The 22,817-nt window shown below is 75.6% G+C and carries 18 protein-coding genes; 8 read left to right on the forward strand and 10 right to left on the reverse strand.

Translation table 11 applies throughout. From position 1 onward, the window contains the following. Positions 1 to 382: 382 nt before the first annotated feature. Complete coding sequence (locus ACWFNE_RS18845) at positions 383 to 613, reverse strand: DUF3046 domain-containing protein (protein ID WP_452123952.1); 231 nt, start codon at positions 611 to 613, stop codon at positions 383 to 385. 219 nt (positions 614 to 832) lie between these two features. Here ACWFNE_RS18845 and ACWFNE_RS18850 point away from each other — a divergent pair, with 219 nt between their 5' ends. Beyond that, positions 833 to 6,001: an Lhr family helicase gene (locus tag ACWFNE_RS18850; RefSeq protein ID WP_452123953.1), complete on the forward strand. Its 5,169-nt coding sequence runs from the start codon at positions 833 to 835 to the stop codon at positions 5,999 to 6,001. Between the two features lie 36 nt (positions 6,002 to 6,037). Further along, entirely contained in the window at positions 6,038 to 6,832 is a 795-nt protein-coding gene (locus tag ACWFNE_RS18855) for an Fpg/Nei family DNA glycosylase (RefSeq protein ID WP_452123954.1), read from the forward strand. A 268-nt stretch (positions 6,833 to 7,100) separates the two neighbouring features. Here the strand turns inward: ACWFNE_RS18855 and ACWFNE_RS18860 are convergent, their stop codons facing one another. The 5 genes from ACWFNE_RS18860 to ACWFNE_RS18880 form a co-directional block, all read right to left on the reverse strand. Then, the gene (locus ACWFNE_RS18860; RefSeq protein WP_412871613.1) at positions 7,101 to 7,442 is read right to left on the reverse strand and encodes a helix-turn-helix domain-containing protein; all 342 of its coding nucleotides are present in this window, start codon (positions 7,440 to 7,442) and stop codon (positions 7,101 to 7,103) included. A 236-nt stretch (positions 7,443 to 7,678) separates the two neighbouring features. Next, entirely contained in the window at positions 7,679 to 8,200 is a 522-nt protein-coding gene (locus ACWFNE_RS18865) for a CinA family protein (protein ID WP_452123955.1), read from the reverse strand. Between the two features lie 16 nt (positions 8,201 to 8,216). Further along, positions 8,217 to 8,810 carry a CDP-diacylglycerol--glycerol-3-phosphate 3-phosphatidyltransferase gene (gene pgsA, locus ACWFNE_RS18870; RefSeq protein WP_452123956.1) on the reverse strand — a complete coding sequence of 198 codons (594 nt, stop codon included), beginning with the start codon at positions 8,808 to 8,810 and terminating at the stop codon, positions 8,217 to 8,219. Positions 8,811 to 8,902: 92 nt separating this feature from the next. Next, on the reverse strand, positions 8,903 to 11,653 hold the full coding sequence (locus ACWFNE_RS18875) for a DNA translocase FtsK 4TM domain-containing protein (protein WP_452123957.1): 2,751 nt from the start codon (positions 11,651 to 11,653) through the stop codon (positions 8,903 to 8,905). Positions 11,654 to 11,801: 148 nt separating this feature from the next. After that, positions 11,802 to 12,212, reverse strand: coding sequence for a hypothetical protein (locus ACWFNE_RS18880; RefSeq protein ID WP_452123958.1), 411 nt, complete (start codon positions 12,210 to 12,212; stop codon positions 11,802 to 11,804). Positions 12,213 to 12,288: 76 nt separating this feature from the next. Between ACWFNE_RS18880 and ACWFNE_RS18885 the strand changes: the two genes are divergently transcribed. The 3 genes from ACWFNE_RS18885 to ACWFNE_RS18895 all read left to right on the forward strand — a co-directional run bounded on the left by ACWFNE_RS18885 (position 12,289) and on the right by ACWFNE_RS18895 (position 15,465). Beyond that, positions 12,289 to 12,906 (forward strand): TetR/AcrR family transcriptional regulator, encoded by a 618-nt coding sequence (locus tag ACWFNE_RS18885; RefSeq protein WP_452123959.1) that lies wholly within the window; start codon positions 12,289 to 12,291, stop codon positions 12,904 to 12,906. 307 nt (positions 12,907 to 13,213) lie between these two features. Further along, positions 13,214 to 14,539, forward strand: a complete 1,326-nt coding sequence (locus ACWFNE_RS18890) for a DNA glycosylase AlkZ-like family protein (protein WP_452123960.1) — start codon at positions 13,214 to 13,216, stop codon at positions 14,537 to 14,539. Beyond that, the gene (locus ACWFNE_RS18895) at positions 14,536 to 15,465 is read left to right on the forward strand and encodes a DMT family transporter (RefSeq protein WP_452123961.1); all 930 of its coding nucleotides are present in this window, start codon (positions 14,536 to 14,538) and stop codon (positions 15,463 to 15,465) included. Before ACWFNE_RS18890 ends, ACWFNE_RS18895 begins: the two co-directional genes overlap by 4 nt. Positions 15,466 to 15,564: 99 nt before the next feature. Here ACWFNE_RS18895 and ACWFNE_RS18900 read toward each other — a convergent pair whose 3' ends face one another. Together ACWFNE_RS18900 and dapA are read right to left on the reverse strand one after the other, a co-directional pair. Then, positions 15,565 to 17,250 carry a ribonuclease J gene (locus ACWFNE_RS18900; protein ID WP_452123962.1) on the reverse strand — a complete coding sequence of 562 codons (1,686 nt, stop codon included), beginning with the start codon at positions 17,248 to 17,250 and terminating at the stop codon, positions 15,565 to 15,567. Between the two features lie 12 nt (positions 17,251 to 17,262). Further along, on the reverse strand, positions 17,263 to 18,180 hold the full coding sequence (dapA, locus tag ACWFNE_RS18905) for a 4-hydroxy-tetrahydrodipicolinate synthase (protein WP_452123963.1): 918 nt from the start codon (positions 18,178 to 18,180) through the stop codon (positions 17,263 to 17,265). A 143-nt stretch (positions 18,181 to 18,323) separates the two neighbouring features. Here dapA and ACWFNE_RS18910 point away from each other — a divergent pair, with 143 nt between their 5' ends. Next, positions 18,324 to 19,046 (forward strand): glycerophosphodiester phosphodiesterase, encoded by a 723-nt coding sequence (locus ACWFNE_RS18910; RefSeq protein WP_452123964.1) that lies wholly within the window; start codon positions 18,324 to 18,326, stop codon positions 19,044 to 19,046. Positions 19,047 to 19,053: 7 nt separating this feature from the next. Here ACWFNE_RS18910 and ACWFNE_RS18915 read toward each other — a convergent pair whose 3' ends face one another. Both ACWFNE_RS18915 and ACWFNE_RS18920 read right to left on the reverse strand, forming a co-directional pair. Beyond that, complete coding sequence (locus ACWFNE_RS18915) at positions 19,054 to 19,560, reverse strand: dihydrofolate reductase (RefSeq protein WP_452123965.1); 507 nt, start codon at positions 19,558 to 19,560, stop codon at positions 19,054 to 19,056. Positions 19,561 to 19,569: 9 nt separating this feature from the next. Then, entirely contained in the window at positions 19,570 to 20,388 is an 819-nt protein-coding gene (locus ACWFNE_RS18920; RefSeq protein ID WP_452123966.1) for a thymidylate synthase, read from the reverse strand. A 90-nt stretch (positions 20,389 to 20,478) separates the two neighbouring features. Here ACWFNE_RS18920 and ACWFNE_RS18925 point away from each other — a divergent pair, with 90 nt between their 5' ends. Next, complete coding sequence (locus tag ACWFNE_RS18925) at positions 20,479 to 21,960, forward strand: NAD-dependent succinate-semialdehyde dehydrogenase (protein ID WP_452123967.1); 1,482 nt, start codon at positions 20,479 to 20,481, stop codon at positions 21,958 to 21,960. A 157-nt stretch (positions 21,961 to 22,117) separates the two neighbouring features. Next, a complete protein-coding gene (locus tag ACWFNE_RS18930; protein ID WP_452123968.1) occupies positions 22,118 to 22,810 on the forward strand; it encodes an AzlC family ABC transporter permease in 693 nt (230 codons plus the stop codon). Positions 22,811 to 22,817 lie beyond the last annotated feature (7 nt).

The raw sequence follows: 22,817 nt of genomic DNA on the forward strand, positions 1-22,817 counted from the left end.
AGCAGCGCGGTCGCTGCACCTCGTCTGGGGCTGGTCTGTTGACTGCGGGTGACGCTATGCCCGACCACCGACATCCGTCCGCGCGCTGTCCACAGCCCGGGTCTCCCCGCGCTGGTGGACCGCCCTCCGCCCGGTCGACCCGGGTCGCAGGACCGCCGACGCCCTCACCGCGCACCACGTTACCCGAACAGGTGTTCGATGCGGTGCGACACGCGGGGCGTGGCGGGACGCGTGCTCCCCCGGACCCTGGTCGGCGATCCGCCCCGGAGCTCCGGGCCGCCCTCGACCCCGCCCCGGCTCACCCCGAGCCGGACCCGGCTCCGAACCCGGCTCACCGCCGGTCCGCCCCCGGCCCCGCACTCAGCTCAGGCCCGCCGCCGGCTCAGCGCCGGGGCGGTGCCTGCCGTGCCGCCGAGCCCCAGCGCCGCGCGTCAGGGATCTCCATCGCGTCGCACAGCGCGTGCCAGACGTCGCGCGGCTCCTCGCCGTCGTCGAGCGCCTGCACCGCCGTCCGGCCCTGCAGCTCGAACAGGACGAGGTCCCGCGCGAGCGCACGACCGTGCGCGCTGCCGAGCACCTCGTCGACCAGCTGCCAGAACTCGCGGTATCGCACGGGCCCAGCCTGCCACCCGGCGCGCAGCCCCGCGTCCACGGCGCACGCACGCCGGTGCGACGCGGGCCGCCTGCTCCGCCCGGCCACCGCGACCGGGGCGGCACGGCGCCGGGCACCCGACCCCGCCGCGCCGGCTCCGACGCGGCGCGCACGGGGCTGCCGCCACGTCGCAGGTGCGCTCGACCGGCCGGTGTGGGCGCGGCCAGCCACAATGGCCCGGTGGACGAGGCGACGCAGGCTGCGGAGGTGCTCGGGCGCTTCTCCGCGCCCACCCGGGACTGGTTCACGGACGCGTTCGCCGGTCCGACGACGGCGCAGGTCGGCGCGTGGGAGGCGGTCTCGTCGGGAGAGCACGCGCTGGTCGTCGCCCCGACGGGCTCCGGCAAGACCCTCGCGGCGTTCCTCTGGGCGCTCGACGGCCTCCTCGGCGGCCCCGCCCCGGGCACGCGGGCGACGTCCGGTGACGCGTCCGCCCCGCGCGCGGCGGCCGCCGAGCCCGAGGACCCGACGCAGCGGTGCCGCGTCCTGTACGTCTCCCCGCTCAAGGCGCTCGCGACCGACGTCGAGCGGAACCTGCGCTCCCCGCTCGTCGGCATCCGCCAGGCCGCCACCCGCGCGGGCCGACCGATCGCCGACGTGAGCGTCGGGGTCCGCACGGGCGACACGCCGCCCGCCGAGCGCCGCGCGTTCGCGACCAAGCCGCCCGACATCCTCATCACGACCCCCGAGTCGCTGTTCCTCGTCCTCACCTCCGCCGCGCGCGCCGGGCTGTCGGGCGTGCGCACCGTGATCCTCGACGAGATCCACGCCGTCGCCGGGACCAAGCGCGGCGCCCACCTCGCCGTCTCGCTCGAACGGCTCGACGCGCTCCTCGACCGGCCCGGCGGCCCGGGACCGGCACAGCGCATCGGCCTGTCCGCGACCGTCCGGCCGGTCGACGCGGTCGCCGCCTTCCTCGGCGGGGCGCGGGCGCACGCGGACGGCGGCAGGCGCGTCGTCGTCGTGCAGCCGCCCTCGACCAAGCGGATCGAGGTCGACGTCGTCGTGCCCGTGCCCGACCTCGCGGACCTGGCCTCGGCCCCGTCGGTGGGTACCCCGGGGCCCGACGCGCTCCCGCCCGGCGAGGTCGACCTGACCGGCCCCGCCGCGGGGGCCCCACCGCGCCCGTCGATCTGGCCCCACGTCGAGGAGCGCGTCGTCGACCTCGTGGCCGAGCACCGCTCGACCCTGGTGTTCACGAACTCCCGGCGCGGGGCCGAGCGGCTCACGGCCCGCATGAACGAGGTGTGGGCCGAGCGGCAGGGCGAGGACGTGCCCGACCCCGGGGAGCTCCAGCCCGCGGCCGCGCCCGCGCAGTCCGGCACCGCGGTGGGCGTGGACACCCGGGACGCCTCGACCATCCTGGCGCGGGCGCACCACGGCTCGATGAGCCGCGCGGAACGCACCCGGACGGAGACCGAGCTCAAGGCGGGGCGCCTCCCGGCGGTCGTCGCGACGAGCTCGCTCGAGCTCGGCATCGACATGGGCGCCGTCGACCTCGTCGTCCAGGTCGGCGCTCCCCCGTCGGTCGCGAGCGGGCTGCAGCGCGTGGGCCGTGCCGGCCACCAGGTCGGCGCGGTCTCGCACGGGATCATGTTCCCGACGTTCCGCGGCGAGCTCGTGCCCGCCGCTGTGACCGCCACGCGCATGCGGCGCGGCGAGCTCGAGGCGCTGCACGTCCCCGCGAACCCGCTCGACGTGCTCGCGCAGCAGGTCGTCGCGATGGTCGCGACCGAGGACTGGAGCGTCGCGGACCTCGCCGCCGTCGTCCGGCGGGCCGCGCCGTACAGCGGTCTCGGCGACGCGACGCTGCACGCGGTCCTCGACATGCTCGCGGGCCGCTACCCGAGCGAGGAGTTCGCCGAGCTGCGGCCGCGGATCGTGTGGGACCGCGCGCGCGACGTCCTGAGCGGGCGGCCGGGGGCGCTGCGGCTGGCGGTGACGAGCGGCGGCACGATCCCCGACCGCGGCCTGTACGGGGTGTTCCTGGCGAGCGGCGCGACGACGAGCGACGTCCCCGTCGACGCCGAGCGCACGGGTGGTCAGCTGCGCGGCGGCAAGCGCGTCGGCGAGCTCGACGAGGAGATGGTCTACGAGTCCCGCGTCGGCGACACGTTCACCCTCGGCTCGAGCACGTGGCGCATCGACGACATCACCCCGGACCGCGTGCTCGTGACGCCGGCTCCCGGCGTCCCCGGGCGCCTGCCGTTCTGGAAGGGCGATGCTCCCGGCCGGCCCGCCGAGCTCGGCCGGGCGATGGGCGCGTGGGTCCGTGAGGTCGCCGCGAAACCGGACGAGGAGGCGCGCACTCAGGTCGCCGCAGCGGGGCTCGACCCCTGGGCGACCGACAACCTGCTGTCGTACCTGCGCGAGCAGGAGGCCGCCGCCGGCCAGCTGCCGACCGACACGACGCTCGTCGTCGAGCGCTTCCGCGACGAGCTCGGGGACTGGCGCGTCGTCCTGCACTCGCCCTACGGCGCCCGTGTGCACGCGCCGTGGGCGCTGGTCATCGCCGCCCGGCTGCGCGAGCGCTTCGGGGTCGACGCAGCGGCGATGCACTCCGACGACGGGATCGTGCTGCGCCTGCCCGACATGCTGAGCTCGGACGCGGCGTTCCCGCTCGGGGACGGGCTCGGCGCACGCTGGGCCGACGACGCCGAGGCGCCGCCCGTGGGGATCGAGGACCTGCTCGTCGACGCCGACGAGGTCGCGGACGCCGTGCGCGGCGAGCTCGGTGGCTCGGCGATGTTCGGTGCACGCTTCCGCGAGGCCGCGGCACGCGCGCTCCTGCTCCCGCGGCGACGCCCCGACAAGCGCCAGCCGCTCTGGCAGCAGCGCCAGCGCTCGGCGCAGCTGCTCAGCGTCGCGGCCCAGTACCCGGAGTTCCCGATCCTGCTGGAGGCGGTCCGCGAGTGCCTCCAGGACGACTTCGACGTCGCGGCGCTCACCACGCTCATGCGCGACGTCACCGCCCGGAAGATCCGCGTCGTCGAGGTCACGACGACCACGCCGTCGCCGTTCGCGCAGTCGCTGCTCTTCGGGTACACCGCGCAGTTCCTGTACGACGGCGACGCGCCGCTCGCCGAGCGCCGGGCCGCCGCGCTCACGCTCGACCCCACGCTCCTCGCCGAGCTGCTCGGCGCCGGGCAGTCGCAGCTCGCCGACCTGCTCGACCCCGTCGCGGTCCAGCGCACCGAGGCCGAGCTGGCAGGGACGGCCCCCGATCGTCAGGCGCGCACGCTCGAGGCCCTCGCCGATGTGGTCCGCCGCCACGGCCCGCTGACGACCGCCGACGCGCAGGCACGGACCGTCGAGGCCGAGCGCGCGAACGTCCCGGAGTGGCTCGCCGAGCTCGAGACCGCGCGGCGTGTGCTCCGGGTCCGGCTCGGCGGGGTCGAGGCGGAGCGCGGCGAGCAGTGGGCCGCGATCGAGGACGCCGGGCGCCTGCGCGACGCCCTGGGGGTCGCCCTGCCGGTCGGCGTGCCCGAGGTGTTCACCGAGGTCCGTCCCGACCCGCTCGGCGACCTCGTGCGCCGTCACGCCCGCACGCACGGGCCGTTCCCGGCCGCCCAGGTCGCGGCGCGGTTCGGCCTCGGCGTCGCCGTCGTGACGGAGGTGCTGCGCCGCCTCGAGCAGACCGGGGTGCTGGTGCAGGGCCGGCTGCGGCCGGACGAGCTCGGCGGGACCGGCGACGAGTACTGCGACGCCGAGGTGCTGCGACAGCTGCGCCGGCGCTCGCTCGCGGCGCTGCGGGCCGAGGTCGAGCCGGTCGACCAGCAGGCGCTCGGGGTCTTCCTGCCCCGGTGGCAGGGCATCGACCCGAGCCCACGACGCACTGGGGGCCTGCGCGGCATCGACGGGCTCGCCCGCGCCGTCGAGCAGCTCGCGGGCGCGGCCGTCCCGGCGTCGGCTCTCGAGACGCACATCCTGCCGGTGCGCGTCGCGGACTACTCCCCCGCGATGCTCGACGAGCTCACCGCCGCGGGCGAGGTGCTGTGGGCGGGGCACGGTGCGCTCGCGGGGCACGACGGGCTCGTGAGCCTGCACCCCGCGGCCGTCGCCGACCTCACGCTGCCCCTCGCCGTGCCGGTCGACGCCGACGGGTTCCTCGACACCCCGTTGCACCGGGCGACCCTCGCCGCGCTCGCCGGCGGGGGCGCGTACTTCGTCGGAGGGCTGCTGGCGCGGGTGCGGGAGATCCTCGCGGCGGACGGCCCGCCGGATCCGGACGTCCCGGCGGACGGCCGGAGCGCGTCGACGGCGAACGGCGCGGGGACCTCGGGTCCTCCCGCGGACGTCGGGACCGGCGGCGCCCCGACCGCGTCGCAGAGCACGCTCACCGCGGCGCTCTGGGACCTCGTCTGGGCCGGGCACGTGACGAACGACGGCCTGGCCGTGCTCCGGGCGCGGCTCGGCACGGGTGCCACGGCACACCGCACCAAGGCACCGGCGGCCCGCAGCCGGAACCTCGGCGGCGCGGCACGCTTCGGCCTGCGCTCGGCCTCCCTCGCCCCGCGCGGGACCCCCCGGCCCGCCTCCGCGCTGCTCGCGGAGGCCGGCGGCCGGTGGTCGCTGCTGCCGGAGCGCGAGAGCGACCCGACGCTGCGGGCGCACGCCCTCGCAGCGCAGCTCCTCGACCGGCACGGCGTCCTGACCCGCGCCGTCGCACCGGCCGAGGGGGTCACGGCGCAGTTCGGTGCCGTGTACCGCGTGCTCGCGGCGCTCGAGCAGGCCGGCCAGGTCCGCCGCGGGTACTTCGTCGAGCACCTCGGCGGCTCCCAGTTCGCGCTGCCGGGCGCGGTGGACCGGCTCCGTGAGGACGCCCGGACGGTCGAGCGCGCGCGCGAGCAGGCGGCCGAGAGCGCCGACGACGCGACGGGCGCGCCGGGCCCGGGCGACCCGTGGTCGCCGGCCCCGAGCCAGCCCGAGCGGACCCGGTTCGTCGTGACGCTCGCGGCGACCGACCCCGCCAACCCGTACGGCGCGGCGCTCGCCTGGCCGCTGCCGTCCGCGGCGGACGGCCTGGCGCCCGGGGCGACGGGCCTGCACCGGCCGGGACGCAAGGCCGGCGCGGTCGTCGTGCTCGTCGACGGCGCGCTCGTGCTCTACGTCGAGCGGGGGGGCCGCACCGTGCTCACGTTCACGCAGGACCCCGCGGTGCTCGAGGTGGCGGCGGGCCGGCTCGCGGACGCGGTGCGCACCGGCAACCTCGGACGGATGACGCTGCACCGCGCCGACGGGGCAGCGCTGCTCGAGGCCGAGGCGCTGCGCAGCCCGCTCGGACGCGCGCTCGCCGCCGCCGGCTTCGCGCCGACGCCTCGCGGCCTGCGGCTGCGAGGCCAGGCATGAGCCGGCGCCCGGACGGGGTGGGACCCGGGGTGCGCCGTGCCCGAGGGTGACATCCTGCGGCGCACCGCGACGCGCATGGACCTCGCACTCGCGGGGCGCGTCCTCGTGCGGGCCGAGCTGCGCTGGCCGTCGGCCGCGACCGTCGACCTCGTCGGCCGCACCGTGCTCGAGAACGTGTCGTACGGCAAGCACCTGCTCACGCGCTTCGACGACGGGCGGACCCTGCACACGCACCTGCGCATGGAGGGGTCGTGGCGCATCGCGCGCACTGGCACCCCGGACGCCCGGGCGTCGGGCACGTGGGTCCGCGCGGTGCTCGGGAACGCGCTGTGGACGACCGTGGGTGAGCGCCTCGGGATGCTCGACGTGGTACCGACGAGCGAGGAGCACACGCTCGTCGGGCACCTGGGGCCGGACATCCTCGCGCCCGACTTCCCGACCGTCGGGCTCGTCGAGGGGCTGCGGCGCTGGGGCGAGCGCGGGTCGGAGCCCGTCTGCGACGTGATGCTCGACCAGCGGGTCGTCGCCGGGATGGGCACGATCTACATGGCCGAGCCGCTGTTCGCGGTCGGGCTCTGGCCGTGGACCCCGGCGGACGAGGTGCCGGATCCCGAGCGCCTGCTCGGGGTGGCCCGCGCGATGATGATGCGCTCGGTCGAGGCCCGGATCCCGACGGCGACCGGCGAGCAGGGCTTCCGGGCCACGAGCCGCGTCCACGGCCGCGCGGGGCAGCCGTGCCGGCGCTGCGGGACGCCGATCGAGAAGGGTCAGGCGCGCACGCCGCCGATGGAGCGCCCGGTGTTCTACTGCCCACGCTGCCAGCACGCCTGAGCGCGAGCACCGGGACGGACGGGGGCCGTGCGCCGCACGCACACCCGCCCTGCGCCGCACGCACACCCGTTCGTGCGCCGCACGCACGCCCGTCGTGCGCATCGGGTGTGCGTGCCGCGGCGCTCCCGCCCTGACGGGCGCCGCGCGCGTCCACGAGCGCGTCGAGCAGCCCCCGAACGCACGAAACCCGCGGTCGCGCAGCGGCACGCGACCACGGGTCCGTCGTCTCGGCCGACCTCGAGGGGCTCCCCGGGCCGGGCGTCAGCTCTCAGCCGATCGGAGCCAGCTCCGAACGGGATCGGGCCCAACCACCATCGGCGGGTCCGCCGAACGACGCAGTCAGGTCCGCAGGCACGGTGTCCGGGATCAGCAGACCCTCGGCCACGGCGACACGGTCGCTCACCTCACGGAGCACGAGCGACAGGGGGACGTCGAGCGCGTCGCAGATGCTGCCGAGCAGCTCCGACGACGCCTCCTTCTGACCCCGTTCCACCTCGCTCAGGTACCCGAGGGACACCCGAGCCGCGGAGGACACCTCACGCAGGGTGCGACCCTGCCGCTGCCGGGCATCCCGCAGCACATCGCCGATCTCGCGGCGCAGTACGACCATCTGGCGTCCCCCTCTCGCGTCTCGATCCTCACCCTGTGCGGGCGTCGGGAGAGAGGACCTGGTCCCGACCCCCACCGTGACACCCGTACGTCCCCTCGCGGGGATACTTCCACCGTACCTCGCGCCGCTCGTGCGCGCGGTTCCGGGTCGAGCCGCCGGTCTGGTGTTCATCACGACCATCCCAACGCCCATGGTGACCCCGGTGTTCCCCTCCGTGCAGCGCCTCCACACGACATTCACCCCATGGGAGCGACAAGATCACGCGCGAGGGCGAGCACCGCGTCGCACGCGCCCGCACGGACCTGGGTCCTGTCCCCCGGGAGCACGAGCGCGCGCACGTGAGCGCCGGCGGGCCCGACGACGGAGACGAACACCGTCCCCGGCGACTGACCGTCCTGCGGGTCCGGACCGGCGACCCCGGTCGTCGCGAGACCCACGTCGGCACCCATGCACGCCCGCACGCCCTCGGCCATCGCGTACGCGACGTCCGGGTCGACCGCACCACGCACCTCGAGCAGCCGGCGGTCGACGCCGAGGAGCGACGCCTTGAGGTCCGTCGCGTACGCCACCACCCCGCCGCGGACCACCTGGGAGGCACCGGGCACGGCCACGAGCTCCGCGACGACCAGCCCCCCGGTGAGCGACTCGGCGACCGCGACGGTCCACCCTCGCAGCGCGAGCCCGGCGAGCAGCCGCTCGGCGAGCCGCGCGGGGCGCTGCCCGGCGCCCGGGGCGGCGCCGTACGGCGAGTCGGTCATGCGCGACGGGACCCGGTCAGTGCGCGGTCGCGGGCGGCCGGTGCTCGGCGCGCCGCACCCGCAGCGCGGTGCGCACGTAGTCGACGCCGGTCGCGAGCGTGACCACCACCGCGGCCGCCATCACGACCGCCGCGACGACCTCGACGACGCCCGGCAGGTGGTCGAGCGGCAGGAGGTACAGGCCGATCGCGACGGACTGCAGCACCGTCTTCGCCTTGCCCCCACGCGACGCCGGCAGCACCAGGTAGCGCAGCAGGAAGAACCGCATGACCGTGATCGCGAGCTCCCGGGCCAGGACGACCACGGTGACCCACCAGGGCAGGTCGCCGAGGTAGGACAGCAGGACGAACGCCGTGCCGATGAGCAGCTTGTCCGCGATGGGATCGAGGATCTTGCCGAGGTCCGTCACGGAGTTCGAGCGGCGCGCGATGTGCCCGTCGAACCGGTCCGTGACCGCGGCGAGCACGAAGATGCCCGTCGCGACGAGCCGCCAGCGCACCGTGTGACCGCCGTCGGCGAGGAGCGCGACGGCGAAGAACGGCACGAGCACGATCCGCAGGACGGTCAGCGCGTTCGCGACGTTCATTCGGGAGGGGACGGCTGCGACCACGTCGACAGCCTACGGGTGCCTCGGGGCGCCCTGCGCCCTGAGGGTCCCGGGGCGACGCCCGGTCGAGCCCGTCGCGCGGCGGCGCACCGGCGTCACCGCGTCCCGAAGCCGAGGCGCCCGGGGTCGGGGGACTCGTCCGCGTCGTCGTGGTAGTCCGGGGCCACGGGCGGGTCCCCCGGCATCGCGCCGTCGGAGGACGCGTAGCGGTCGTCGTCGGGCCCGGACGCCGGCGGCTCCCCGTGGTCGCCCCGCAGCATCGCGAGCGTCCCGGGCAGGTCGTCCGGCTGCACGAGCACCTCGCGGGCCTTCGAGCCCTCGGACGGCCCGACGATCTCGCGCGACTCGAGCAGGTCCATGAGCCGCCCCGCCTTCGCGAAGCCGACGCGGAGCTTGCGCTGGAGCATCGACGTCGAGCCGAACTGGGTCGTCACGACGAGCTCCGCCGCCTGCAGCAGCAAGTCGAGGTCGTCGCCGATGTCCTCGTCGACCTGCTTCTTCGCCACCGTGACGGCGACGTCCTCGCGGTAGCTGGGCTTGAGCTGCTTCTTGACGTGCTCGACGACGGCGTGGATCTCGCTCTCCGAGACCCAGGCGCCCTGCGTTCGCATCGGCTTGGCGGCGCCCATGGGCAGGAACAGCGCGTCGCCCTGACCGATGAGCTTCTCGGCGCCCGGCTGGTCGAGCACGACGCGCGAGTCCGTCAGGGACGAGGTCGCGAACGCGAGCCGCGACGGCACGTTGGCCTTGATGAGCCCCGTGACGACGTCGACGCTGGGCCGCTGGGTCGCGAGGACCAGGTGGATGCCGGCGGCGCGCGCGAGCTGGGTGATGCGCTGGATGGACGCCTCGACGTCGCGCGGGGCGACCATCATGAGGTCGGCGAGCTCGTCGACGATGACCAGCAGGTACGGGTAGGTCGCGATCTTGCGCTCGGAGCCCGGCAGCGGCTTGACCTTGCCGGCGCGCACTGCGGTGTTGAAGTCGTCGACGTGCTTGAACCCGAACATCGCGAGGTCGTCGTAGCGCGCCTCCATCTCGCGCACGACCCACTCGAGCGCCTCGGCGGCCTTCTTCGGGTTCGTGATGATCGGCGTGATGAGGTGCGGGATGCCCTCGTAGATCGTGAGCTCGACGCGCTTGGGGTCGACGAGCACCATGCGGACCTCGTCCGGCGTCGAGCGCATGAGGACCGAGACGATCATCGAGTTCACGAAGCTCGACTTGCCCGCGCCGGTCGCGCCGGCGACGAGGAGGTGCGGCATCTTCGCGAGGTTGGCGACGACGTAGCCACCCTCGACGTCCTTGCCGACGCCGATGACCATGGGGTGCTCGCTGCGGCGTGCGGCGCTCGAGCGCAGCACGTCGCCGAGCGACACCGTCTCGCGGTCGGTGTTCGGGATCTCGATGCCGATCGCGGACTTGCCGGGGATCGGCGACAGGATGCGCACGTCGGCGCTGGCGACCGCGTAGGCGATGTTCTTCGAGAGCGCCGTGACGCGCTCGACCTTGACCGCCGGGCCGAGCTCGACCTCGTAGCGCGTGACGGTGGGCCCGCGCGTGAAGCCCGTGACCTGCGCGTCGATCTCGAACTGGTCGAGCACGGTCGTGAGCGCCTCGACGACGCGGTCGTTCGCGGCGGAGCGGACCTTGTGCGGGGCGCCCTTCGCGAGCACCTCCTCCGAGGGCAGCGTGTAGAGCACGTCACCCTCGAGCATGGGCTGCTCCCCGCGCGGCACCGGGGCGGTGGGCGGCGGGGCGAGCGGGCGGCGTGCTGCCGCGGCGGGGGTGCCGGCGGCCGGAACTGCCGTCGTCGGCGTCGCGTCGGCCTGGGCGGCGGCCTCGGCCTCGGCGGCCTCCCGCTCGGCCTCCTCGCGCGCGGCGACGATCGCCGCGCGCTCGAACGCCTCGTCGCCCTCGTAGCCGTCGAGCAGCTCGGTGTCCGTGAGGTCGGGCGGGGTCTCGGCCCGCGGCTTGCGCAGCCCGAGGCGACCGCGCGGCTTCTTCTTCGGCGCGGCCTCGATCTCCGGCAGCGCGCTGTGGCCGGCGTGGATGACCAGCGGTGCGTCGTCGGGGTCGAGCGGCGCGTCGAGCCTGCGCTGGTTGCCGGTGAGCCGGTCGTAGCCCGCTCGCAGGCGCGGCACGATCTGGTGCACCGGCGTCGCGGTCACCACGAGGACGCCGAAGAACGCGAGCAGCACGAGCAGCGGGACGGCGACCCACGCGGTGAGCAGGCTCTCGAGCGGGGTCGCGACGAGGTAGCCGATGACGCCGCCCGCGTCCTGCACGGGCCCGAAGCCGTCGGCCGGCGCCGGGAGACCCGCCTCGAGGTGGATCCCGCCGCACGCGGCGAGCCCGATCGCGGAGAAGCCGATGCCGATGCGCGAGTTGGCCTGCGCGAGCTCGGGGTGGCGCATGAGGCGCACCGCGGTGGCGAGCAGCGCGACCGGGACCGCGACGCCGACCTGCCCGAACGTCCCGGCCACGACGTCGTGGATGACGTCGCCGGCAGTCCCGGACAGGCCCCACCACTCACGTGCCGCGACGACGATCGCGAGCGCGAGCAGGGTGAACGCGATGCCGTCGCGCCGGTGCGCGGGGTCGAGGTCGCGCGCGCCCTGCCCGACGCGGCGTGCGGTGCCGCCCAGCAGGTGCGCGCAGCCCATCCAGACGCCGCGCACGATCCGCAGCGGAAGGGCCGGGCGGTGCGGCGGCGCCTGCTTGGGCGTCCGGCCGGCGGGGCGGGTCGAGGCGCCGCGTGCACCGGTGCGGGCCCCGCCCCTGGCCTGGGACGACGCGGCGGACCCGCCCGCACGGGGGGTCGAGGAGGACGTACGGGTCGCCATGGTCCTCACGGTAGCCGCGGTGGGGCCCCGCGGCCGGGAGCACCGGTGCGCGTGCGTGTCGGCGCCGCGCCACGGGGCCGGCCCTTGCACGACCCCGGCGCCCGCTGGTCACGCGGTGAAGCCCTCGCACGACCCCGGCGGCTGCTCGTCACGCGGTGAGCAGCCCGATCCCGAGCGTCACGACTCCGGCAGCGAGGACCGTCGCACCCACGGGCAGCAGTGCGACCCACCGGCTCGGGCGCTCACGCCCCGGCCCCATCGCGGAGAAGAAGAACCCCATGGGCATGACGACGGCCGCGACGAGCACGCCGGTCTGCGCGAGCCAGCGCGCGGCACCCGACAGCGCCGTGGCCTCGCCGAGCAGGAGGCAGACGAGGCCCAGGGTCACGAGCACGCCGGCGTGTGCGTGCCCCGCGCGGTAGAAGCCGCGCTGGAACTCGGTCACGGGCACCTTCCCGGTCCCGACCCGGACGAGGAAGTACCCGCCCGACTCGATCGCGACGACGGTGAGGGCGACGATCCCGGCGGTCGTGCGGGCGGCCTCGGTGAGCTCGATCATGCCATCCTCCTCAGTTTGCGAACGTTGTTATAGAACACCGTTCGTGAACGCGCGTCAAGGGTTCTACACTCGCCACATGCCCCGCCCCCGACTGCACGACGACGCCCTGCGCGAGCGGCTGCTCGAGGTCGCGTCCACCGCCATATCCGGGTCCGGGGTCGACGCGCTACGCGTACGCGACGTGGCGGCGAGCGCCGGCACGTCGGCCTCGGCCGTGTACGCGCTCTTCGGCGGCCGCGACGAGCTCGTGCGCGCGGTCGGGGACGAGGCGTTCCGCCGGTTCGCCGCGCACCTCGCACGGGTCGACGCGACGGACGACCCGGCGGCGGACCTGCTCGCCCTCGGCGTGGCGTACCGCACGAGCGCGCTCACCGACCCGCACTTCTACCGGGTGATGTTCGAGGCGGCCCGCGTGGGCGCGCAGGAGCCGACGCAGGGCCCCGCGACCGAGCACCCCACCTTCGTCGTGCTCCGGGACGCCGTCGAGCGCGTCCTCGCCGCGAGCGGGGCACCGCGGCGCGACGGCGACGCCCGGGCGCTCGCGGTGCAGCTCTGGGGGCTCGTGCACGGGCTCGTCGGGCTCGAGCTCGCCGGCCTGCTCCCCGGCGCTCCGGCGGAGCAGGACGAGCGGTTCCGCGGCGCGCTCGGCGCGGTGGGCGCCGCGGTGCTCGCGAGCACGCAGGGCGACCGCTAGGCCGACGCGGCCGCGGGCCGGGCTGCGTCGTCGCCCGCGGCGACCCCGCGGGCGTCCTGCGTCGTCGCTCGCAGCGCCGCTGCGGGAGTCCTGAGTCGTCGCGCGCGGCGCCCCCGCGGGAGTGCTGCGTCGTCGCTCGCGGCGCCGCTGGGGCGTCGGCGCGGGCGCGGGTGCGGGTGTCGCCGACGGCCAGATGCCGCCGCCGGACACCGAAGTCCTGCCGAAGTCGCCACCGGGCCGCGCGACGGCCCGCGGACCCGTCCTGCGTGTCGGTGGCGGGTGGCAGCCTGGGGCCGGAGGTGGCGGCATGGCGCGCGCGCGGACGAGCAGCAAGGACGGGACGACGACGGCCGGGAGCGACCGGCGAGGTGCCGGCGGTGCACGAGCGGCCGCCGTGAGCACCGGGCCCGGGACGAGCCCCGAGTCCGGCGCGGGGACGGCCCTGCCGGTCAGCCGGGCGCAGGTCCTGCGGCACCGCGTGCGTGCCCAGCAGCTCGACCGGGCCGTGGACACCGCCCGCCGACCGGACGACGCCGACGTGCTCGACCTCGGCGTGCAGGACACCGGCACCGGTGGTGCCGCGTGGTCGCTCGCCAACCGCGGTGTGCCCGTCGAGGCCGACGCCGCGCGGTGGCCCGCCGAGCTCGCGCTCGCGTGGACGGTCCGCGGTGCGCCGCACGCCTACCGCCGGGCCGACCTGCCGGGTGTCGAGGTCGCGCTGCGCCCCTACTCCCCCGCCGACGCTGCCAAGCGCGTGTACGACGCGAGCAAGCCGCTGCACGAGGCGGGCATCGAGGTGCCGGACGCGCTCGCCGCCGTCGCCCAGGAGATGCGCCGCATCGTCGCCGAGCCCACGGTCAAGGGCGTGATGTCGACGCGGCTCACCGAGGCGATGCCCGAGCCGTACCTGCGCTACTGCCGCCCGTGCGACGCGACGCACCTGTACGAGATGCCGTTCCGGCTCGCCGCGCTGCACGCGGGCCTCGAGCTCGAGCCCGGGACGTCACCGCCGGTCCTGCGCCGGGTCCCGGGCTGGCCGCCCGACCAGGTCGCCGACCTGACTCCGGCAACGTTCCCCGGCGCGCGAGGCCCCGGGCCGGAACCGGTGGAGCGGCTCGACGTCGTGCGCGCCTACCTGCACCACCTCGGGCCGGCGACGCCTCACGACGTCGCGAGCCACCTCGACGCCATGCTCGCGGACGTCACCGCGCACTGGCCGCGCGACGTGCGCGAGGTCGTCGTCGAGGGCGAGACCCGTTGGGTCCTCGAGGCCGACGCCGACGCCCTCCTGGCCGCCGACGCGGGCACCGGCCGCGCGACCACCGTCGCCGGCGACCCCGTCGTCCGGCTGCTCGGGCCGTTCGACCTCTACCTCCAGGCCCGCGACCGGTCGCTGCTCGTCGCCGACCCCGCGCGGCAGAAGGACCTGTGGCGCACGCTCGGCCGTCCCGGCGCCGTGCTCGTCGACGGCGAGGTGCTCGGCACGTGGCGGCCCAAGGCCTCCGGGCGCAGGCTCACCGTGATCGTCGACGCCTGGGAGCCGTGGTCCCCTGCCGTGCAGCGGGCCGTCGAGGCGGAGCAGGAACGGCTCGCGGCGCACCGCGGCCTCACGCTCGTGCGGGCCGGCGCATGAGCCGCCGCGGCTGGGTGCTGCTCGTCGCCGTCGGTGTCATCTGGGGCGTGCCGTACCTGCTCATCAAGATCGCGGTCGAGGACGTCAGCCCGCCGATGCTCGTCCTGGTGCGGACGGCGCTGGGCGCCGTGGTCCTGCTGCCGTTCGCGCTGCGCGGCGACGGTCTGCGCGCCCTGCGCGGGCGGTGGCGCGCGGTTGCGGCGTTCGCCGCGCTCGAGATCGTCGGCCCGTGGGTGCTGCTGTCGAACGCGGAGCGGACGCTCGCGAGCTCGACCACGGGGCTGCTCGTCGCGACGGTCCCCATCATGGCCGTGGTGCTGGGCCGGCTCGTGGGCGACCGGCTGCCCGTGGCGGGCGTCCGCTGGGTCGGCCTCGCGGTGGGTCTCGCCGGGGTCGCGGTCCTCGCCGGGCCCGGGTCCGGCGCCGCAGAGGCGTGGCCGCTCGCCCAGGTGCTGCTGGCCGCGCTCGGGTACGCCGCGGCGCCGATCATCGCGGCGAGGTCGCTGCAGGGCGTTCCCGCCGTGACGCTGACGGCGGTGTGCCTGTCGCTGTCGGCACTCGTCTACGTGCCGGTCGTGCTGCTCACCGGGCCGCACCCGATGCCGGGGCCGGCCGCACTGGGGTCGCTCGCCGCGCTCGGGCTCGTGTGCACCGCGCTCGCGTTCGTGCTGTTCTTCCGCCTGATCAGCGAGGTCGGCGCGGCCCGCTCGACGCTGGTGGCGTACATCAACCCGCTCGTCGCGGTCGCGCTCGGCGCCGTGGTGCTCGACGAGCCGGTCACGGCCGCCGTCGTCGTCGCCGCCGTGCTGATCGTCGCCGGTTCCGCGGCGGCGTCCGTCCGGGGCCGGCCGCGCCGTCGGCCCCGCTCGGACGCGGCCGGTGAGCCCGCCGCACCTGAGGTGGCACGCACCGCGGCTCCGGGCTGACGGGCTCGCGAGCCGGCGGGGGCCGCACGTCCGGTCGCACGAGAGCCGGCAGGCGACCGGGTGGGACCCGCCGACCTGCCGGCTCTGACGTGCGCTCGGCTACGCCTCGACGATGACCGGGATGATCATGGGGCGGCGCCGCAGGCGGTTCGACACCCAGCGGCCCACGATGCGCCGCACGACCTGCTGCAGCTGGTGGGTGTCGGACGCCCCGCCGCGGGCCGCGTCCTCGAGCGCCTGCACCAGCTCGGGCATGATCCCCTCGAACACCGCGTCGTCCTCGGCGAACCCGCGCGCGTGGATCTGCGGTCCCGCGAGGACCTTGCCGTCGGCCGAGCTCACGACGGCGAAGATCGAGATGAAGCCCTCCTCGCCGAGGATGCGCCGGTCCTTGAGCTCGACCTCGGTGATCTCCCCGACGCTCGAGCCGTCGACGTACACGTACCCGCACGGCACGGCGCCGACGACGCGCGCCCGCCCGTCGATGAGGTCGATGACCACGCCGTCCTCGGCGAGCACGACCCGGTCGGCCGGGACACCGGTCTTGACCGCGAGCGCCGCGTTCGCGACGAGGTGGCGCACCTCGCCGTGCACGGGCATGACGTTCCGCGGCTTGAGGATGTTGTAGCAGTACAGGAGCTCGCCGGCGCTCGCGTGGCCCGAGACGTGGACCTTTGCGTTGCCGCCGTGCACGACGCGCGCACCGAGGCGGGTCAGCCCGTTGATCACCCGGTACACGGCGTTCTCGTTGCCGGGGATGAGCGAGGACGCGAGGATCACGGTGTCGCCGTGCCCGACCGAGATCTTGTGGTCGTTGTTCGCGATGCGGGACAGCGCCGCCATCGGCTCGCCCTGCGACCCGGTGCACATGAGCACGACCTCGTCGTCGGGGAGGCGCTCGATCTGCTTCTGGTCGACGAGCACGTCCTCGGGGACCTTGAGGTAGCCGAGCTCCGACGCGATCGTCATGTTGCGGACCATCGAGCGGCCGACGAGCGCGACCTTGCGGCCGTGCGCGTGCGCGGCGTCGAGCACCTGCTGCACGCGGTGCACGTGCGAGGCGAACGACGCGACGATGATGCGCTTCGCGGAGTCCGCGAACACGCCGTCGAGGACGGGGCCGATCTCGCGCTCGCCCGTGACGAAGCCGGGGACCTCAGCGTTGGTCGAGTCGACCATGAACAGGTCCACGCCGGCCTCGCCGAGCCGCGCGAACGCACGCAGGTCCGTCACGCGCCCGTCGAGCGGCAGCTGGTCCATCTTGAAGTCACCGGTGTGCAGGACCGTGCCGGCGCCGGTGCGCACCGCGACGGCGAGCGCGTCGGGGATCGAGTGGTTGACCGCGACGAACTCGCACTCGAAGACGCCGAGCTGCTCCGTCTGACCCTCGCGGACCGCGAGGGTCAGCGGGTTGATGCGGTGCTCCTTGAGCTTCGCCTCGACGAACGCGAGCGTCAGCTGCGACCCGACGAGCGGGATGTCGCGGCGCAGGCGCAGCAGGTACGGGACCGCGCCGATGTGGTCCTCGTGGCCGTGCGTGAGCACGATCGCCTCGATGTCGTCGAGCCGGTCCCGGATGTACTCGAAGTCCGGGAGGATCAGGTCGACGCCGGGCTGGTGGTCCTCGGGGAACAGCACGCCGCAGTCGATGACGAGCAGGCGGCCGGCGTACTCGAGGACGGCCATGTTGCGGCCGACCTCCCCGAGCCCGCCGAGAGCGACGACGCGGAGCGCACCCTCGGGGAGGGCGGGCGGCAGGGTCAGCTCGGGGTGGGGATGGCTCATGGTTCTCCTGGGTCAGCTGGGCACGACGTCGAGGAGACCGGCTGCGCGCACTCCGGCGCGCACCCCGTCCGCCTCGTCGTCGGAGGCGGCCACCAGCGGCAGCCGCATGTGTCGGTTCGGGATGAGGCCGAGGGCCTCGACGGCGGCCTTGGCGGCGACCGCCTGGAAGCCGGCTCCGTTGAGCGCGTCGATCGCCGGGACGATCGACCGGAAGACGTGCAGGGCGCGCGTGGTGTCGCCGGCGTCGAAGGCGGCGGTGACCTCGGCGAGGCGCGTGCCGGCGACGTGGCCGACGACGCTCACGATGCCGGCAGCGCCGTGCGCGAGCATCGCCAGGTAGGCGCTGTCGTCGCCGCAGTACCAGGCCAGGCCGGTCCGCTCGATCGCGGTCAGGCTCGCGTAGAGGTCGCCCGACGCGTCCTTCACGGCGATCACACGGTCGTGCGCGGCGAGCCGGGCCAGGGTGTCCGCGGCGAAGCGGACCCCGGTGCGGCCCGGGACGTCGTACAGCATGACGGGCAGCGGGGTCGAGTCCGCGACCGCGACGACGTGGCGGTACACACCCTCCTGCGACGGCCGCGAGTAGTAGGGGCTGACGACGAGCAGCCCGTGCGCGCCGGCGTCCGCGGCCTGCTCGGCCATGCGGACGGCGTGCGCGGTGTCGTTCGAGCCGGCGCCCGCCACGATGCTCGCGCGGTCGCCGACGGCGTCGACGACGGCCGCGATGAGCTCCGCCTTCTCCGGCGCGTGCGTGGTCGACGCCTCGCCGGTCGTGCCGTTGAGCACGAGCCCGTCGTGGCCGTGGTCGACGAGGTGGGTCGCGAGCCGGACGGCCGAGTCGACGTCGATCGCACCGTCCGGGGTCATCGGCGTGACCATGGCGGTGAGCACGGCACCGAACGGGCGCGCGGTCGAGGTGGCGCGAGGCATGGCCCCAAACTACCGTCCCGAGCCGCCCGGACGACCGTCCGTGCTCGTCAGGTGGTCCCCCGGCGCGGCGCGCCCACCGGCCCGGACGCGCGCGACGGTGTGGGATCGGGGCTGCGCACCGACGCCCGACACCGGAGGACCCCGTGGCCGCTGCCGACCGCCCGCTCGCCATCGCTCACCGCGGCGACCCCGTGGACCACCGGGAGAACACCGTCGCGGCGGTGCTCGCCGCAGCCCGTCAGGGCGCCGACGCGATCGAGGTCGACGTCCAGCTCGCGGCGGACGGGACGGTCGTCGTGCTGCACGACGACACGTTCGCCCGGCTCTGGGACGATCCGCGGCCGGTCGCCGCGATGACGTGGCCGGAGATCTCCCGGCTCGGCGACGGGGACGTGCGCGTGCCGCGGCTCGCGGAGCTGCTGGAGGTCGCGGACGGCGCAGGCGTCCCGCTCGTGCTGGACCAGAAGCACCCCGTCGCCGCGCTGCCGGCGCTGCGCGTCGTCCGGGAGGCGCGGGCGGACGCGACGGCGTTCTGCGGCTCGACCCACGGCCTGCTCGAGATCCGGGCCGCCGACCCGGGCGCGACCGTCTACCTCAACGACGACAGCCTGACGCCGCCCGACGTGCGGCTGCTCGCGCAGCTGCGGCCGCAGCTCTACAACCCGTGGTTCCGGCTCCTGGCGCCTGCGACCGTCGAGGCGATGGCGGTCTTCGGCATCCGCACGTGCTGCTGGACGCCGAACACCGACGCCGAGCTGCGCCTCGTGCTCGACCTCGGGGTCGACGCCGTCATGACGGACCGCGTCGGGCGCCTCGTCGAGATCCTCGACGAGCGCGCGCGAGCGGCCGGCCGCGACGCGGGGTGACCGGGGCTCAGCGCGCCGCGCGCTCGTACGTGACGAAGCGGTACCGCAGCCCGTCCGGCCCGGTCGACGTGCACCAGCCGGCAGCCGGGACGCGCTCGACGACCTCCCACTCGCCGTCGACCACGGGCGCGTAGGTGTCGCCCGCGAGCACGGCGTCGACCTCGGTCACCTCGAGGCGGTCGGCGCGCGCGATCGCGGCCTCGTAGACCGCACCTCCCCCGATCACCCAGACGTCGCGGTCCCCGACGAGCGCGAGCGCGTCGGCGAGCGTCGGTGCGACGGTCGCGCCCTCGGCCACGTACCCCGGGCGCCGCGACAGGACGACGTTCTCCCGGCCGGGCAGGGGCCGGAACCGCTCGGGCAGCGACTCCCACGTCGCGCGGCCCATGATCACCGGGTGCCCGGTGGTCAGCGCCCGGAAGCGGGCCTGGTCCTCGGGCAGCCGCCACGGCAGCGTGTTCTCGACGCCGATGACGCCGTCGAGCGTCTGCGCCCAGATCAGGGCGATGCTCACGGCCGACCCTCAGACGGCGATCGGCGCGGCGATGCGCGGGTGGTGGCGGTAGCCGACGACCTCGACGTGGTCGAGCGTGTACGCGTCGATCGACTCGGCCGGCCGCAGCGCCAGGGTCGGGTAGGGATAGGGCGCGCGCGTGAGCTGCTCGCGGACCTGGTCGACGTGGTTGTCGTAGATGTGGCAGTCGCCACCCGTCCACACGAGGTCGCCGACGGCGAGCCCGGTCTGCTGGGCGACCATGTGCGTCAGCAGCGCGTACGAGGCGAGGTTGAACGGCACGCCGAGGAACAGGTCGGCGGAGCGCTGGTAGAGTTGGCACGAGAGCCGGCCGTCGGCCACGTAGAACTGGAAGAGCGCGTGGCACGGGGCGAGCGCCATCGACGGGATGTCCGCGACGTTCCACGCCGAGACGACGAGCCGGCGCGAGTCGGGGTCCCGGCGGATCGCCTCGATGACCTGGGCGAGCTGGTCGACCTCGCCGCCGCCCGGCGTCGGCCACGAGCGCCACTGCACGCCGTACACGGGACCGAGGTCCCCGTCGGCGTCGGCCCACTCGTCCCAGATCGTCACGCCCTGCTCGCGCAGCCAGCCGACGTTGGAGTCGCCGCGCAGGAACCACAGCAGCTCGAGGACGACCGACTTCAGGTGCACACGCTTCGTGGTGACCAGCGGGAAGCCCGCCGACAGGTCGTAGCGCAGCTGGTGGCCGAAGAGGCTGCGCGTCCCCGTGCCGGTGCGGTCCGACTTGGGGGTCCCGGTCTCGAGCACGAGCCTCAGGAGGTCCTCGTACGGGGTCGACACCGGGTTCGTGGCCGCTTCCGTCATGGCCTGCATCCTAGGTCCCCGGCTCGGGCAGCCGCGGGAGGCGTCCGCCGGACCGTGGCGCCCCGTCCCACGCCGGGCAAGACTGGCCCGATGACGACCTCCACCACGCTGCCCGCCACCGTCGCCGAGCGCGTCCCGACCGGTCTCCTGGTCGACGGGACGTGGCGCCCTGCCTCCTCCGGGGCCACGTTCGCCGTGACGGACCCCGCCACGACCGACACGATCCTCGAGGTCGCCGACGCGGGGCCCGACGACGCGCTCGCCGCCCTCGACAGCGCCGACCGTTCGTGGGCGCAGTGGCGCGCCGTCGCCCCGCGCGAGCGCTCCGAGCTCCTGCGCGCGGTCTACGAGGCGCTCGTCGCCCGCACCGACGACGTCGCGGCGCTCGTCACCGCGGAGGGCGGCAAGCCGCTCGCCGAGTCGCGCGCCGAGGTCGCGTACGCCGCCGACTACGTGCGCTGGTACGCCGAGCAGGCCGTGCGGATCGACGGGCTCACGCGCAAGGCCCCCTCGGGCGCCAACCACCAGCTCGTCCTGCGCCGCCCGGTCGGCCCGGCGCTCCTCATCACGCCCTGGAACTTCCCGATCGCGATGATCACGCGCAAGGTCGCCCCGGCGCTCGCGGCCGGCTGCCCGGTCGTCATCAAGCCCGCGCAGCTCACCCCGCTGACGACGTCGTTCTTCGCGGAGATCGTGCGGGCCGAGCTCGAGGCCCGCGGCCTGCCCACCGGGGTGATCAACGTCGTGCCGAGCTCGTCGGCCCGCGCCCTGACCGAGCCGCTGCTCGCCGACCCCCGCCTGCGCAAGCTCTCCTTCACCGGGTCGACCGAGGTCGGCCGCACGCTGCTCGCGGGCGCCGCGCAGCGCGTCCTGCGGACGTCGATGGAGCTCGGCGGCAACGCGCCGTTCCTCGTGTTCGACGACGCGGACGTCGCCGCCGCCGTCGAGGGCGCGGTGACCGCCAAGATGCGCAACTCCGGGCAGACGTGCGTCGCCGCGAACCGGTTCCTGGTGCAGCGCGGGGTCGCCGACGAGTTCACCGCGGCACTCACCGAGGCGTTCGACCGGCTCGTCGTCGGGCACGGCGCGGAGGAGGGCACGACCGTCGGACCACTCATCGAGAAGTCGGCGGTCGACCGCGTCGAGGAGGTCGTCACCGCGGCCGTCGACGGCGGCGCGCGGGTGCGCACCGGCGGCTCCCGGCCCGACCTGCCGCTCGCAGGCCACTTCTACGCCCCGACCGTGCTCAGCGGGGTCTCCCCGGACGACCGGGTCGTCGCCGAGGAAGTGTTCGGGCCCGTCGCGTCGGTGCTCACGTTCGGTGACGAGGCCGAGGCGGTCGCGCTCGCGAACGGCACCGACTTCGGGCTCGTGGCGTACGCGTACACGCGCGACGTCGGGCGCGTGATGCGCCTCGCGGAGCAGGTCGAGGCCGGGATGCTGGGCGTGAACCGCGGGCTCGTGTCCGACGCGAGCGCACCCTTCGGCGGCGTCAAGCAGTCCGGGCTCGGGCGCGAGGGCGGCGAGGCGGGGATCGAGGAGTACCTCGAGTCGACGTACGTGTCGCTCTGACGCGGGGCGCTCGGCCGACCGCCGGGGCGTCCGCCGCGGTGCCGCGCCGCGCGGCCGGGACGACGGGCGGGTGCCCGGCTCGACCCGCACGAGCGGTGGCGGCTCGCAGACCGGCACCGCTCGCTGCGGTGTCGCGCTCGTGTGCGACAGTGACGGCGTGACGACCGACGACCGTCGCGCCGAGGTGCGCGCCGCGATCCGCCAGGCCGTCTCGGTCTCGGTCGCGACCGGGCTGTACGGGGTGTCCTTCGGGGCGCTCGCCGTCGCCGCCGGGCTCGACCTGCCGCAGACGATGGCCCTGAGCCTGCTGATGTTCTCGGGCGGCTCGCAGTTCGCCTTCATCGGGGTCGTCGGCACCGGGGGCGCGTACGGCGCCGCGGTCGCGACGGCGGGCCTGCTCGGCGTCCGCAACGGGCTCTACGGCGTCCAGGTCGCTCCGCTGCTGGGGGTCCGCGGCCTGCGCCGCACGGTCGCCGCCCAGCTCACGATCGACGAGTCGACCGCCGTCGGCACCGCGCACGCCGATCCCCAGGCCGCTCGCGCCGGGTTCTGGTGGACCGGTGTCGGTGTCTTCGTGCTGTGGAACGCGTTCACCGTCGTCGGTGCGCTGCTGGGCGACGCGCTCGGCGACCCGCGCCGGTACGGGCTCGACGCGGCCGCAGCCGCAGCGTTCCTCGCGCTCGTGTGGCCCCGGCTCGCGACCGGGCCGGCCCGGCTCGTCGCCGCGGTCGCCGTCGTCGTCGCGCTCGTCCTCACGCCGCTCGCGCCCGCCGGGATCCCGGTCCTCGCCGCCGCCGCAGTCGCGATCCTGCTCGGCTGGCGCACGCCCGCCCGCGAGGTGCGCCGGTGACCGCCTC

The organism is Cellulomonas sp. NPDC055163 (assembly GCF_053607065.1).